Source organism: Streptomyces sp. NPDC047061, from assembly GCF_040643955.1.
Taxonomy (GTDB): domain Bacteria; phylum Actinomycetota; class Actinomycetes; order Streptomycetales; family Streptomycetaceae; genus Streptomyces.
Genome location: NZ_JBEYVI010000007.1, coordinates 79,191 through 92,667, shown reverse-complemented (window position 1 = coordinate 92,667; position 13,477 = coordinate 79,191). Strand labels below are relative to the sequence as shown.

General features: G+C 71.8%; 12 protein-coding genes, 1 pseudogene and 1 riboswitch. Of the genes and pseudogenes, 5 read left to right on the top strand and 8 right to left on the bottom strand.

From position 1 onward, the window contains the following. Positions 1-11 precede the first annotated feature (11 nt). The 6 genes and pseudogenes from pgm to ABZ887_RS13825 form a co-directional block, all read right to left on the bottom strand. Positions 12-1,652: a phosphoglucomutase (alpha-D-glucose-1,6-bisphosphate-dependent) gene (gene pgm / locus ABZ887_RS13850; RefSeq protein WP_361287618.1), complete on the bottom strand. Its 1,641-nt coding sequence runs from the start codon at positions 1,650-1,652 to the stop codon at positions 12-14. Between the two features lie 120 nt (positions 1,653-1,772). Beyond that, complete coding sequence (locus tag ABZ887_RS13845; RefSeq protein WP_361287615.1) at positions 1,773-2,159, bottom strand: barstar family protein; 387 nt, start codon at positions 2,157-2,159, stop codon at positions 1,773-1,775. Positions 2,160-2,318: 159 nt separating this feature from the next. After that, positions 2,319-3,074: a CbtA family protein gene (locus ABZ887_RS13840; protein ID WP_361287612.1), complete on the bottom strand. Its 756-nt coding sequence runs from the start codon at positions 3,072-3,074 to the stop codon at positions 2,319-2,321. 22 nt (positions 3,075-3,096) lie between these two features. After that, positions 3,097-3,318 carry a CbtB-domain containing protein gene (locus ABZ887_RS13835; RefSeq protein WP_351960613.1) on the bottom strand — a complete coding sequence of 74 codons (222 nt, stop codon included), beginning with the start codon at positions 3,316-3,318 and terminating at the stop codon, positions 3,097-3,099. 36 nt (positions 3,319-3,354) lie between these two features. Further along, a riboswitch (cobalamin riboswitch) is annotated at positions 3,355-3,496 on the bottom strand. A 67-nt stretch (positions 3,497-3,563) separates the two neighbouring features. Then, positions 3,564-4,619 (bottom strand): enoyl-CoA hydratase/isomerase family protein, encoded by a 1,056-nt coding sequence (locus ABZ887_RS13830; RefSeq protein ID WP_361287609.1) that lies wholly within the window; start codon positions 4,617-4,619, stop codon positions 3,564-3,566. Next, positions 4,616-4,723 (bottom strand): annotated as a pseudogene (locus ABZ887_RS13825) (acyl-CoA dehydrogenase family protein); the annotation flags it as partial. The gene ABZ887_RS13830 and the pseudogene ABZ887_RS13825, both read right to left, overlap by 4 nt. 272 nt (positions 4,724-4,995) lie before the next feature. Here ABZ887_RS13825 and ABZ887_RS13820 point away from each other — a divergent pair. The 5 genes from ABZ887_RS13820 to ABZ887_RS13800 all read left to right on the top strand — a co-directional run bounded on the left by ABZ887_RS13820 (position 4,996) and on the right by ABZ887_RS13800 (position 11,414). After that, positions 4,996-5,475 (top strand): MarR family transcriptional regulator, encoded by a 480-nt coding sequence (locus tag ABZ887_RS13820; protein WP_361287606.1) that lies wholly within the window; start codon positions 4,996-4,998, stop codon positions 5,473-5,475. 298 nt (positions 5,476-5,773) lie between these two features. Continuing rightward, positions 5,774-6,823 carry an amidohydrolase family protein gene (locus ABZ887_RS13815; protein ID WP_361287603.1) on the top strand — a complete coding sequence of 350 codons (1,050 nt, stop codon included), beginning with the start codon at positions 5,774-5,776 and terminating at the stop codon, positions 6,821-6,823. Between the two features lie 131 nt (positions 6,824-6,954). Then, the gene (locus ABZ887_RS13810) at positions 6,955-8,151 is read left to right on the top strand and encodes an EfeM/EfeO family lipoprotein (RefSeq protein ID WP_361287600.1); all 1,197 of its coding nucleotides are present in this window, start codon (positions 6,955-6,957) and stop codon (positions 8,149-8,151) included. Next, entirely contained in the window at positions 8,148-9,395 is a 1,248-nt protein-coding gene (gene efeB, locus ABZ887_RS13805) for an iron uptake transporter deferrochelatase/peroxidase subunit (protein WP_361287597.1), read from the top strand. Before ABZ887_RS13810 ends, efeB begins: the two co-directional genes overlap by 4 nt. Before the next feature lie 186 nt (positions 9,396-9,581). Further along, a complete protein-coding gene (locus ABZ887_RS13800; RefSeq protein ID WP_361287594.1) occupies positions 9,582-11,414 on the top strand; it encodes an alkaline phosphatase family protein in 1,833 nt (610 codons plus the stop codon). A gap of 97 nt (positions 11,415-11,511) precedes the next feature. Here ABZ887_RS13800 and ABZ887_RS13795 read toward each other — a convergent pair whose 3' ends face one another. Then, positions 11,512-12,189: a response regulator transcription factor gene (locus ABZ887_RS13795; protein WP_361287592.1), complete on the bottom strand. Its 678-nt coding sequence runs from the start codon at positions 12,187-12,189 to the stop codon at positions 11,512-11,514. Next, positions 12,186-13,445, bottom strand: coding sequence for a HAMP domain-containing sensor histidine kinase (locus tag ABZ887_RS13790; RefSeq protein ID WP_361287589.1), 1,260 nt, complete (start codon positions 13,443-13,445; stop codon positions 12,186-12,188). Before ABZ887_RS13790 ends, ABZ887_RS13795 begins: the two co-directional genes overlap by 4 nt. Positions 13,446-13,477 lie beyond the last annotated feature (32 nt).

The window sequence follows — 13,477 nt, the reverse complement described above, 5'->3', positions numbered from 1 at the left end:
CGCCCGGGGCGTCAGCTGCCGAGCGCGGCCATCACCACCGCCTTGGCCTCCTCCTGGACCCGGGCCAGGTGGTCGGGGCCCTGGAAGGACTCGGCGTAGATCTTGTAGACGTCCTCGGTGCCGGACGGGCGGGCCGCGAACCAGGCGTTCTCCGTCGTCACCTTGATGCCGCCGATCGCCGCGCCGTTGCCCGGGGCCTCGGTGAGGACGGCGGTGACCGGCTCCCCCGCCAGGGTCTCGGCGGTGACCTGGGCCGGGGAGAGCTTGGCCAGGAGGGCCTTCTCCTCGCGGGTCGCCGGGGCGTCGATGCGGGCGTAGGCGGGCTCGCCGAAGCGGGCGGTGAGGTCGGCGTAGTGCTCGGACGGGGTCCTGTCCGTCACGGCCGTGATCTCGGAGGCGAGCAGGGCGAGCAGGATGCCGTCCTTGTCGGTGGTCCACACCGAGCCGTCCCGGCGCAGGAAGGAGGCACCGGCGGACTCCTCGCCGCCGAACCCGATCGCCCCGCTGACCAGTCCGTCCACGAACCACTTGAACCCGACGGGGACCTCGACCAGTTGGCGGCCGAGGTCGGCGGCGACCCGGTCGATCATCGAGGACGAGACGAGGGTCTTGCCGATGCCGGCGCTCGCCGCCCACTGCTCGCGGTGGCGGTAGAGGTAGGAGATGGCGACGGCAAGGTAGTGGTTGGGGTTCATCAGGCCGGCGTCGCGGGTGACGATGCCGTGCCGGTCGGCGTCGGCGTCGTTGCCGGTGGCGACCCTGAACTCCTCCCGCTTCTCGATGAGCGAGGCCATCGCGTACGGCGACGAGCAGTCCATGCGGATCTTGCCGTCCCAGTCCAGCGTCATGAACCGCCAGGTGGGGTCGGTGTACGGGTTGACCACGGTCAGGTCGAGCCCGTGCCGTTCGGCGATCCGGCCCCAGTAGGCGACGGAGGCGCCGCCGAGCGGGTCGGCGCCGATGCGCAGTCCGGAGGCCCGGACCGCGTCGAGGTCGAGGACGCTGGGCAGGTCGTCGACGTAGGTGCCCATGAAGTCGTACCGGCCGGTGGCAGGCGCGGCGAGCGCGTGCTCGTACGGGATCCGCTGTACGTCCTTCATCCCGTCCGCGATGATCTGGTTGGCGCGGTCCTGGATCCAGGAGGTGGCGTCGGAGGCGGCGGGGCCGCCGCTGGGCGGGTTGTACTTGAAGCCGCCGTCGGCGGGCGGGTTGTGCGAGGGGGTCACCACGACGCCGTCCGCGAGGCCGGTCGTACGGCCCCGGTTGTGGGTGAGGATGGCGTGCGAGACGGCGGGGGTGGGGGTGTAGCCGTCGGCGCTGTCGATCAGGACGGTCACGCCGTTGGCCGCGAAGACCTCCAGGGCGGTGACCTTGGCGGGCTCGGACAGGGCGTGGGTGTCGGCTCCGAGGAAGAGGGGGCCGTCGGTGCCCTGGCCGCCGCGGTACTCGCAGATGGCCTGGCTGGTGGCGGCGATGTGGTCCTCGTTGAAGGCGGTCGTCAGCGACGATCCGCGGTGGCCCGAGGTGCCGAACGCCACCCGCTGGCCCGGGTCGGACGGGTCGGGGTGCAGTGCGTAGTAGGCCGTGACCAGCCGGGCCACGTCGACGAGGTCCTCCGGAGCCGCCGGCCGGCCCGCTCGCTCATGCGGCATGAGTCCACTTCCTCCGCAGTCGTTGATCGATCGCTCGCCGCCCATCTTTCCTTGTCAGCGGCCGCGGGCGCGAGTGCGGCACCGGCCGCGCGCCGAAGACACGGCGGGTTCACGGCGGGTTCACAGCAGACGTACCGTGTCCGGGGCCCGCTCCTCGAAGATCTCGACCAGCCAGTCGAAGACGGTGGCCCCGCGTCCGGCGCGGGCCTCGGCCAGCTTCGCCGCGACGTCGGCACGGTTGGTCGGGTGGCAGCGGGCGAGCCGGAGCTCCAGCTGGCGGGCGGTCTCCGCATGGCCCAGGTGCGCACGGGACGTCTCGTGGTCGCGCCACTCGAAGACGAAGTCGCCGTCCTCGGGCGTGCCGAAGCCGCCCCGGAGACAGTCGACGAACGCGTCGAGGTTGCGGCCGAAGTAGCCGCCGGGCCCGTTGACCGCCTCGCCGATCACCCGCCAGAAGTCCTCCAGGGTCCTGATCCCGCTGCCGTCCAGTACATAAGTCACCGTCACGGCCCGCAGGATACGGCGGTCCGCGGGCATTGATCGCGCACGGCAGCACACGCACGGGTCCACGGACACCGGTCGACGGTTTCCGATCCGGAAAACGCGGGAGGGCCCCCGGACGGTTCCGGGGGCCCTCTCGTGTCGTTCGGTGTGCCGCACCGCGGGTCAGTGCGGAGCGGGCACCGTGCGGGCGGCGGCCGGCGCCTTCGCCGGCCTCGGGTTGAGGACACGGTCGGCCAACTCGCCGAACAGCAGGCCGAATCCGCCCCACAGCACCACCTGGATGGCGAGCGCCGAGAGCCGGAACCGCCACAGCAGGGTGGCCGGGAAGTCGTTCGGCACCTCGTTGACGACCGGCAGGAACTGGTACGCCAGCCCGACGAGGACACCGAACGCGACCACCGCGAGGACGGTCGCCCACCAGCTGCCCAGCCGCGGCCGGAGCCGCTTGCCGAGGATGGTGGCGGCGACCGCGAGGAGCACGCTGAGCACCATCATCAGGAAGTACAGCGTGGTCCGCTTGCCGATGGTGTCCGGGTCGCCCACCGACGGCGGGTTGGCCGGGTACTTCAGGAACGGCACCACGTAGACGACCGCAAGTGCGCAGCCGGACAGCAGCAGTGCCGTCGCCCGCGGCGAGAAGCGGCCGACACGGCCGAGGGCGAAGGAGTAGGCCAGGGCGGCGATGCCGCCGAAGGCGACCCCGTAGACCAGGACACCGGTGGCCAGGCCGGCGGTGGACTGCAGGGAGCGGGAGACGACCGCCATCTCGTGCTCGTGCGAGTGGGCGTCCTCGAAGCCGATCGCCTTGTCGACGTTCGGCTCACCGAGCAGGTAGGCGACGACGAGGGCGAGCAGACCGGCGGCCAGGCCGGCGAGCATGCCCCGCACCAGGAGGTTACGGACCGTTGCGGAGTTCATGGGTGGTACGGCGTCCCTCGCGTCAGTGGCAGGGGAAGCCGAGCAGGTGGCGGGCGTCGTGCACCCACTCGTGGACGTCCGTGCCGCTGAACACGGAGGTGGCGCCCTGTTCGGCGCCGACGAAGTAGAGCAGGACCAGCATCAGGATGCCGAAGAAGACCGCCCAGGGAGCTATCGCGGACAGCGGCAGCTTGGCGGGAACGGCGGGGGTGTTGGCTGTCGGCGGAGCGACGGTCTGCGCCATGGCAGGACCTCCTCTGGGAGTTCGCGTCCCATCTCGGTGGTGCACAGGACGACGGCCACGGGTCTGACTCACAAACAGCCCTGGAGCTCTTGCATACAGTGGCGCGACCGTGCCGGATTTCCACCGGCTTCCGTCTCGCCGTCGTCGATATCGGACAGACCGTACCGCGTGTCAGGGGCACGGCCAAGACCGCGTCACCAGGCGTGATCTTCATCTCGCGCCTGGTGGGCGGCTGGTGGGACGGTTCAGGCGGGTGGGGCGAGGCCCAGTTCGCGGTCGCCGAGCGGGGCGAAGAAGCGGTCGACGTCGGCGTCGGTGACCTCGGCGAGGGTCGCCGGGGACCAGTGCGGGGCGCGGTCCTTGTCGACGACCTGGGCGCGGATGCCCTCCACCAGGTCGGGGCTCGCGAGGGTCGCGCAGGAGACGCGGTACTCCTGGTCCAGGACCCGTTCCAGGGAGCCGAGTTGCCGGGCCCGGCGCAGCGCCTGCAGCGTGACCTTCAGCGAGGTGGGCGACCGGGTGAGCAGGGTGTCCGCGGCCTCCTTCGCCGCCGGGTCGCCGTGCGCGAACAGCCGCTGGACGATCTCCTCGACCGTGTCGGCCGGGTAGCAGGCGTCGATCCACGCCCGGTGCCCGGCCAACTCCCCGTCCGGCGCCTGCCGGACCTGCCGGGCGAGCGCCTCGGGCACGGGCAGGGTGGCGAGGTCGGCGACGAACGCCCGGAGCGAGCCGGAGGGCATGTAGTGGTCGGCGAGTCCGCACAGCATCGCGTCGGCGGCGCCGATCTGGGCGCCGGTCAGGGCGAGATGGGTGCCGAGTTCGCCGGGCGCGCGGCCGAGCAGGTAGGTGCCGCCGACGTCGGGCACGAAGCCGATCCCGGTCTCGGGCATGGCGATCCGGGACCGCTCGGTGGCGATCCGGACGCTGCCGTGGGCCGAGACACCGACCCCGCCGCCCATCACGATGCCGTCCATCAGGGCGACGTACGGCTTCGGGTACCGGGCGATGCGGGCGTTGAGGTGGTACTCGTCCCGCCAGAACGCGGCCGCGGCCGACCCGTCGCCGTCGCGGGCGTCGTCGTGGACAGCGCGGATGTCGCCGCCCGCGCAGAGGCCGCGCTCCCCCGCGCCGGTGATGACGACGGTCTCGACGGCCGGGTCGTGCTCCCAGGCGGTGAGCGCCTCGTCGATGCGGCGCACCATCGCGTGCGTCAGCGCGTTGATGGCCTGCGGCCGGTTGAGCGTGATGTGCGCGGCCCGTCCGTCGACGTGCAGCAGGACGTGTTGCTCGGCGCCGGTCATCCGGACACCTCCGCCGGGCCGCGGGCCACGATGAGGCGCATGATCTCGTCGGTTCCTTCCGGGATCGGGTGGACACGTGGGTCACGGACGATCTTCTCCTGCCCGATCCGCCCACGGCACGCCGACCCTCGCACCCGCCGCCGCCAGGTACGACGTAACCATCGGTAACACCTTCGGCGGTGCCGGACCCCGCGATCCGCCCGGACCGCGGCCGTTCGCCCCTCAATAACTGCCCGTCCGTCCACGACGTGGCTGAACAGGCAGTGACCGGCCGGGACGTGAAGGTCCTTCGCAAGGCAAGCCGGGCTGGTCAGACCCTTGAGCGATAACCTACCCATGGGTATGGACAGTTGAGCCGTCAAGCCAGCCTCTTCCCATGGAGACTCCCGAGCCTCGCTGGCTGACGGATGACGAGACGCAGTGCTGGCTCGTCCCTGCCGGGGTGCTGGTCCGGCTGCCGGCGGAGCTGGACGCGCAGTTGCAGCGGGACGCGGGGATCAGTCACTTCGAGTACCAGGTGCTGTCGGGACTCTCCGAGGCACCCGGCCGCACCCTGCGGATGAGCGAGCTGGCGATGTTCGCGAACGGCTCGCTGTCCCGGCTCTCCCACGTCGCCAAGCGGCTCGAGGACCGGGGCTGGCTGCGCCGGGAGCCGGACCCGGACAACGTCCGCTTCACCGTGGCGACGCTGACGGACGCCGGCTGGGAGAAGGTCGTCGACTCGGCGCCCGGGCACGTGGCGACCGTACGGCGGACGGTCCTCGACCCGCTGACCCGGTCCCAGGTCCGGCAGTTGCACGAGATCGGCCGCCGCATCCTCGCGGCGACGGACGACGCGGGCAGGCCGTTGAGCTAGGGGCTCCGCCGGTATCGCCGCGATGCGCCGTCGTTCGCCTGCGGCGCCGTGGGGGCTGGTCGCGCAGTTCCCCGCGCCCCTTTGGGGCGCTTGAGTGAGCCGCACATGCCATGCAGCCCCGCGCCCCTTCGGGGCGCTTGCGCGAGCGAGGAATCCACCCCTCACCCTCCCAGGGGCCCACAGCCACCACGCCCTCGTGAGCTCATTGCTGTAGCGTTTACTCCAATTGTAATCAGCGCTACGGTAAGTAGGCCGTCAGTAGGCGGCCCCGTGCCGTCACGACGGGAAGAGCAGCCCCATGACCAGTGCCTCGCGCCGGATCGACGTCCACCAGCACCTGGTCCCGCCCTTCTACCGGGACGCCCTGGCCGGGCGCGGGATCATCGAGGCGGGCGGCCGGGCGCTGCCCGCGTGGAGTCCCGAGGCGGCGCTGGAGCTGATGGATCTGCTCGGCACCGAGACGGCGATCCTGTCGGTCTCCACCCCGGGCACCGGCTTCCTCGCCGACCCCGGCGAGGCCGCCGCCCTGGCCCGGCGGCTGAACGACTTCTCCGCCGCGCTCGCCGCCGCGCACCCGGGCCGCTTCGGCTGGTTCGCCACCCTGCCCCTGCCGGACGCCGCCGCTGCCGCCGAGGAGGCCGAGCGCACGCTCGCCGAGCTCGGCGCCGACGGCGTCACCCTGCTCGCCAACACCGGCGGCGACTACCTCGGGGCCGCCGGCCAGGACGCCCTGTGGCGGGTCCTGGACGAGCACGGGGCCGTCGCGTTCGTCCACCCGGCCGAGCTGCCCGGACCCGCGGTGGACGGGATCCCGCCGTTCGCCGCCGACTTCCTCCTCGACACCACCCGTGCCGCCTACCTCCTGGTCCGCAACGGTGTCGTGCGCCGGTACCCGCACATCCGGTTCGTCCTCAGCCACGCGGGCGGTTTCGTGCCGTACGCCTCCCACCGCATGGCCGTCGCCCTCGCGGCCGACACCGGGCGCAGCCCCCTGGACATCCTGGACGACCTCCGCGGCTTCTACTTCGACACGGCGCTGTCCTCCAGCCCGGCCGCCCTGCCCACGCTGCTCGCCTTCGCCCGGCCCGGGCACGTCCTGTTCGGCAGCGACTGGCCGTTCGCGCCGGCCGCGGCGGGCCAGTACTTCGCCAACGGGCTGGACGGCGGGGTCGACCCCGGCACCCTCGCGGCCGTCGACCGCGGCAACGCCGAGGCGCTCTTCCCACGCCTGGCGACCGGCGCCCCCGCCCCGGCTCCCGCCCGTCCGCTTCCCGCGCGGCTGCGGCAGTCCGTGCGGCGCGCCGGTGCCCGCGCCTTCTTCCGGATGGTCCAGCCCGGTACCGACTGAGCGGCTTCCCCGGAGGTCCGGTGAACCGGCAGGGAACTCTTGGTCATGGGTTTCCCTGGACGGCCGTTCGAGAACAAAGGGCTGCCTAACATGAGGCGATCACGAACGGTACGAACCCCCGGGAGCTCGGGATGGTGTTGTCCGGCCTCGGCTGGAGGTCGTTGCGTCCCTGGGCGGTCGTCGGTGTCGCCGTCGTATGCCTGGTGGCCGGATTTCTGGCCCTCACGCACGACTCACGCCCCGCACACGCCGACCCGGCCGCGCTGCCGCACACCACCGTGGAGGTGTCCGCCAGCCGCTGCGGCCGGGGATGGAGCACCCCGGTGTCCGGCGTCCAGGTCTTCGACCTGCACAACCCGACCGACGGGGCCGCCGAGGCCCTCCTGGAGGACCCGACGAGCGAGGCCGTGTACGGCGAGGTGGAGGACATCGGGCCCGGCACCACCCGGGAGCTGACCGTCCGGCTCGGCAAGGGCGCCTACGCCTTCAAGTGCGTGCCCGACGACGCCGACGCCGTCACCGGGCCCACGGTCCGCATCGGCAGGGGCAGCAGCGGGCCTGCCGCGGCCCCGGTCACCGAGCACGACCTGATCCCGCCCGCGCTCGCCTACCAGAAGTGGGTCGGCGGCGGCCTGTCCGACGTCGTACGGCTGACGACCGCCCTGCGGGACGCGATCGACCGTGGTGATCTCGCCGCCGCCCGCACCGCCTGGCTGCCGGCGCACCTGGAGTACGAGCGGCTGGGCGCGGCGTACGACGCCTTCGGGGACGCCGACGGCGCGATCAACGGCACCGACGCGGGGCTGGGCGGCGGGGTGCACGACAAGGACTTCACCGGCTTCCACCGGATCGAGTACGGCCTGTGGCACGGCGAGTCCGCGACCGGCCTGCGGGGCCCGGCGGCGGACCTGGTCAAGGCGGTCACCGCGCTGCGCGACGACTGGGCGCAGACCCGGATGGACCCCGCCCAGCTGGGGCTGCGGGCGCACGAGATCCTGGAGAACACGGTGCAGTTCGAGCTGACCGGCCGTACCGACTACGGCAGCGGCAGCAACCTCGCCACCGCCCGCGCCAACCTGGACGGCACGGTGGAGGTCATGTCCCGGCTGCACCCGCTGCTGGCCACCCGGTACACGGGTCTGGCCGGTCTGGAGAGCGAGTTGAAGCAGGCCGGCGAGATCCTCGACGGCTTCGGGCACGGCGGCACCTGGACCCCGCCGGGGAAGCTCGGCCACCGGCAGCGCGAGGACGTCGACGCGGTCCTCGGCGACCTGGTGGAGCGGCTGGCGTCGGTGGCGACCCTGTGCGATCCGCGGAGGACGGTATGAGCACGAACGAGACGGCCGGCAGCGGCGGAGTGGGCCGCCGCGGGTTCCTGCGCGGCGCGGCCCTCGCGGGCGCCGGGCTGGCCGCGGGCGGTGCGGCCGCCCCCGGCACGGGCACCGCCACCCTCGGCGCCACCACCCCTGGCGCGATCGCTCCCTTCCACGGCGCCCGCCAGCAGTCCGCGATCGCCGCGCCCCGCCGGACGACCGTGTTCACGTCCCTCGACGTCACCGCCGGGAGCCGCGCCGAGCTGACCGAGCTGCTGCACACGCTCACCGACCGCGCCCGCTTCCTGACCTCGGGCGGCACCCCGGACCCGGTCGGGGTCACCGGCCCGCCCGCCGACTCGGGCGTCCTCGGCGAGCAACTGCCCTCCGGTGCGCTGGCGGTGACCGTCGGCGTCGGCGGCTCGCTTTTCGACGACCGGTACGGGCTCGGGAAACTGAGGCCGCGTCGGCTGACGACGATGCCCGCCTTCCCGGACGACGACCTGCGGCCCGAGTGGTGTCACGGCGACCTCAGTTTGCAGTTGCACGCGGACGACACCGACACCGTGCTGCACGCACTGCGCGACATCGCCCGGCACACCCGGGGCGGCATGCAGGTCCGCTGGCGGCTGGACGGCTTCACCAGTCCGCCCCGCCCGTCCGGCACCCCGCGCAACCTGCTGGGGTTCAAGGACGGCACCGCCAACCCGGAGACCGGCAGCGCCCGGGAGATGGACCGGCTGGTGTGGGTCGGCAAGGACTCCGGCGAACCGGAGTGGGCGGTCGGCGGCAGCTACCAGGTGGTACGGCTGATCCGGATGCTGGTGGAGTTCTGGGACCGGGTCTCGCTCAGCGAGCAGGAGCGGATGTTCGGCCGTTCCCGCGAGTCCGGGGCGCCCCTGGACGGGAACGCCGAGCACGACACGCCCGACTACGCCGACGACCCCAAGGGTGACGTCATCCCGCTGGACGCGCACATCCGGCTGGCCAACCCGCGCACCACGGCCACCGCCGACCAGCGGATCCTGCGCCGCGCCTACAACTACGACCGGGGCATGGACAGCAACGGCAACCTCGACATGGGCCTGCTGTTCAGCTGCTACCAGCAGGACCTGGCCCGGCAGTTCGAGACCGTGCAGAAGCGGCTGGCCGGGGAGCCGCTGGTCGACTACATCTCGCCGTTCGGCGGCGGCTACTTCTTCGCCCTGCCCGGGGTACGGGACCGGAACGACTGGTTCGGACGCGCTCTCCTCACGTGAGCTTGTTCGAACAACTCCCTGGCGAATCCGTAGCCCGAACGGTCAATACACCGTCAAGATTTGCCCCAGCATCCCTGACCCGGTGTTCATTCACCCGCCATCATGGCTCCGCCGCAGCGCCCGCAAGCGGGCGAAGCATCCCTGCCTGTACGACGCAGTGACGTTCATGCCCGGAGGGGAACCAGCATGGCCAGCACAGGAAGACGAACGGCGATCAGGAGCCTCGGCGCTCTCGCGGGGGCCGCCGCACTCACGGTCCTCGGGGGCACCGCGCCCAGTTGGGCCGCCGTACCCGCCGGGCACGGCGGCGGCTCGTCGACCGCGACCCCGATCAAGCACGTGGTCGTGCTGTTCGACGAGAACATCTCCTTCGACCACTACTTCGCGACCTACCCGAAGGCCGCGAACACCGACGGCACGAAGTTCACGGCGTCCAAGAAGACCCCGAAGGACGTCGACACCGTCGCGCACGCCGGGCTGCTGACGAAGAACCCGAACCAGTACACGCCCAAGCGGCTCTCCTCGTCACAGGCGATGACCTGCGACCAGAACCACTCCTACGGGCCCGAGCAGCTGGCCTACGACGGCGGCAAGGCCGACCAGTTCGTGCAGAACACCGAGGTCGACAAGTGCTCGGGCGGCCTGTTCGGCGAGCCGGGCCTGGTGATGGACTACTACGACGGCAACACCGTCACCGGCCTGTGGAACTACGCCCAGCAGTACGCCCTCAACGACCGTTCCTACAGCTCGGTCTACGGCCCGTCCACGCCCGGCGCGCTCAACCTGATCTCGGGTCAGACGCACGGAGCGATCTCGGTGGACTCGGTCACCGGCAAGCAGACGTCGACGCCCGACTCGTACGCCATCGCGTCGCCGAACGCCAAGGGCGTCGGCACGGTCATCAACGACCCCGACCCGGCCTACGACGACTGCTCCGACAAGGACCACACCAGCACCAGCGCGCTGGCCTCGCTGCAGGGCAGGAACATCGGTGACCTGCTCAACTCCAAGCACGTGACCTGGGGTTGGTTCCAGGGCGGCTTCCGCCCGTCCACGGCGTACAGCGGCACGTCCGGCTCCTACGCCAAGTGCGACACCACGCACACCAACGTCGGCGGCGCCTCGGTGGTCGACTACAGCCCGCACCACAACCCGTTCTCGTACTACAAGTCGACGTCCAACCCGCACCACGTGGCGCCGAAGAACGTGAACGAGATCGGTCACAACGGCCAGGCGAACCACAACTACGACCTGACCGACTTCACCGCGGCGGCCAAGGCGGGCAAGCTGCCCGCCGTCAGCTTCCTGAAGGCCGGTGAGTACCAGGACGGCCACGCCGGCTACTCGGACCCGACCGACGAGCAGCACTTCCTCGTCAACGAGATCAACGCCGTGCAGAGCTCGCCGCAGTGGAAGTCCACCGCGATCGTCATCGCGTACGACGACTCCGACGGCTGGTACGACCACGCCTACGCCAAGCCGCGCAACGGCTCCACGGACTCCACGGTCGGCTCCAACGGCAAGGCCCTGGACAGCGCGGCCTGCCAGGCGGGCCCGGCCGCGACCGGCGGCTACGCCGACCGCTGCGGCCCCGGCACCCGGCAGCCGCTGCTGGTCATCTCGCCGTACAGCAAGGTGAACAAGGTCGACCACACCCAGACCGACCAGTCCTCGATCACCCGCTTCATCGAGGACAACTGGCGCACCGGCCGCGTCGGCGACCACTCCTTCGACGCCACCGCGGGCTCGCTGACCAACATGTTCGACTTCAAGCACCCCAACGACAAGCAGGTGCTGCTGAACGCGGACGGCTCCGTCAAGCACATCGGCCCGATCCGCCACGTCTCCGCGGTGAGCACCAGCATCACCCCGGGCCCGGCGATGGTGAACACGGCCGCCACGACCGGCTCCGGCCAGTTCCCGGCCCTTCCGGTCGGCCTCGGCGCGGGCGCCCTGCTGGCCGCCGGCGCCACCGGCACGTACCTGACGCTGCGCGGCAGGCAGCGGACGGCCGCCTGACCCCTCCCCCGCCCCGACCCGATCGGCACGGTCCTCCTCCCCGGACCGTGCCGATCGGCGTTCCGGCGCAGGAACACAGCCGGCCGGAAATGATCAGTCAGTCGGGTGGGACGGCTGGGTCGATGATCCGGTACCCCACGCCGGGTGTGGTGGCGATGACCGGGGGGTCACCGAGTTTGCGGCGCAGGCGGCTGATGGTCACCGTGACGGTGTTGGTGAACGGGTCGGCGTGTTCGTCCCAGACCTGTTCGAGGAGGTTCTCCGTGCTGAGGAAGGCGGGGCTCGCGTCCAGGAGGGCTTCGAGTACCGCGAACTCCTTGACGGAGAGGTCGAGTTGATGGCCGTCGCGGCTGACGGTGCGGCGCATCGGGTCGAGTTCGATGCCCGCCGTGCTCAGGGTGCGGGACCGGGCGGCTGGGCGGCGGCGGGCCAGGGCGCGGATGCGCAGGACGAGTTCGGGAAAGTGGAAGGGCTTGGCGAGGTAGTCGTCGGCGCCCAGGGTCAGGCCGCTGACGCGGTCGCCGGGTGAGTCGGCCGCGGTCAGCATCAGGACCATCACGCGGCCGTCCCGCTCGGTGATCATCTGGCAGAGGGTGTCGCCGTGGATGCCCGGCAGGTCGCGGTCGAGCACGACGACGTCGTACGCGTTGACGTCCAGCTTGGCCGCGGCGTCGAGCCCGTCGTGGGCCACGTCCACGGCCATGCCCTGGTCGCGCAGTCCCTCGGCAATCACTTCGGCGAGGGAGCGGGCGTCCTCGACCACCAGTACTCTCAACGCGCCCCGTCCGTCTCATTGTCGGGAGCTTTCGCCGTCGCCCTGCCGTCCGAACGTGGGAGGGTGATGGTGACGCGCAGGCCGCCGTCGGGGCGGGCGCGCAGGTCCAGGGTGCCGTGGTGGGCCTGAGTGATGGCCGCGACGATGGAGAGGCCGAGGCCGCTGCCCTGGCCGGTGCCGGTCCGGTCGGCGCCAAGGCGGCGGAAGGGCTGCGAGAGGTCCGCCACCCGCCGCTGGTCGAGGACCGGTCCGCTGGACTCGACGACGAGGGACACTGCGTCAGGGTCGTCTCCTTCGGTCCGTACCGCGACACTGATCCAGCCCCCGGGGTCGTTGTGCGCGATCGCGTTGTCGACCACGTTGTCGACCGCGCGCCGCAGCAGCGTCTGGCTGCCCCACACCCACGCGGAGTCGTCGATCCGGTTTTCACGCACGGTCAGGCCCTTGGCCGCACTGTCCTTTGCCCGTCCGGTCAGAGCGGTCAGCGCGAGTTGGCCGAGGGTGAGGCGCGCCGAGTCCGTGAACTCGCCGTGCTGGGTGCGAGCCAGGACGAGGAAACCCTCCAGCAGCCGGTCCACCCGGTCGAGTTCGGCGCGCATCCGGGCGGCCAGCGTCGCCGTGGTCTCGGGTACCGGGCCCGGCTTGGCGAGGGCCACGTCCAGGGAGGCCCGCATCGTGGTGAGCGGGGTGCGCAGCTCGTGGGAGGCGTTGGCGACGAAGAGGCGCTGGGCGTCGAAGGAGCCCTCCAGGCGGCCGAGGAGGTCGTCGATGGTATCGGCGAGGTCCTTCACCTCGTCGCCCGGGCCGCCGATGGCCAGGCGTTCGTGCAGGCTGTCGGCGGTGATCCGGCGGGTGGCCGCTGTCATCACGCGCAGCGGGCGCAGCACCCGGCCGGCGACGAACCAGCCGAGCCCGACCGAGAGCACCGCCATGACGCCGAGCGCGATGGCGGAGCCGAGCAGGATCTGCCGGGACTGGGTGTCGTGCGCCTGGGCCAGCTGCTGCTCCAGCGCGTCGATGCGGCCCTGGGACTGTGCCGCCGTGGCGGGCTGATCGGTGCCGCCGTCGGGGGCGGTCTGGCTGAAGCGCGATCCGCCGGATGCCACCACGGCCGCGATGGCCAGCAACGCCGTTCCCGACAGCAGGAACAGAGTCACGTACAAGGCGGTGAAGCGGGTGCGGGCAGTGCCACGGCGCAGGCCGAGCCGGGTAGTCAGGCCCACGAGCCGTCGGGCCGGACCCCATTCCATCCGCATGCTCCCCTCCCGCCACGGCACCAGGACACGTA

What these genes read in the sequence shown, in the direction of transcription:
- ABZ887_RS13840 (WP_361287612.1), bottom strand. Translation starts at nt 3,074, where the DNA reads ATGAACTCCGCAACGGTCCGTAACCTCCTGGTGCGGGGCATGCTCGCC.
- pgm (WP_361287618.1), bottom strand. Translation starts at nt 1,652, where the DNA reads ATGCCGCATGAGCGAGCGGGCCGGCCGGCGGCTCCGGAGGACCTCGTC.
- ABZ887_RS13835 (WP_351960613.1), bottom strand. Translation starts at nt 3,318, where the DNA reads ATGGCGCAGACCGTCGCTCCGCCGACAGCCAACACCCCCGCCGTTCCC.
- ABZ887_RS13810 (WP_361287600.1), top strand. Translation starts at nt 6,955, where the DNA reads ATGGTGTTGTCCGGCCTCGGCTGGAGGTCGTTGCGTCCCTGGGCGGTC.
- efeB (WP_361287597.1), top strand. Translation starts at nt 8,148, where the DNA reads ATGAGCACGAACGAGACGGCCGGCAGCGGCGGAGTGGGCCGCCGCGGG.
- ABZ887_RS13820 (WP_361287606.1), top strand. Translation starts at nt 4,996, where the DNA reads ATGGAGACTCCCGAGCCTCGCTGGCTGACGGATGACGAGACGCAGTGC.
- ABZ887_RS13790 (WP_361287589.1), bottom strand. Translation starts at nt 13,445, where the DNA reads ATGCGGATGGAATGGGGTCCGGCCCGACGGCTCGTGGGCCTGACTACC.
- ABZ887_RS13815 (WP_361287603.1), top strand. Translation starts at nt 5,774, where the DNA reads ATGACCAGTGCCTCGCGCCGGATCGACGTCCACCAGCACCTGGTCCCG.
- ABZ887_RS13830 (WP_361287609.1), bottom strand. Translation starts at nt 4,619, where the DNA reads ATGACCGGCGCCGAGCAACACGTCCTGCTGCACGTCGACGGACGGGCC.
- ABZ887_RS13800 (WP_361287594.1), top strand. Translation starts at nt 9,582, where the DNA reads ATGGCCAGCACAGGAAGACGAACGGCGATCAGGAGCCTCGGCGCTCTC.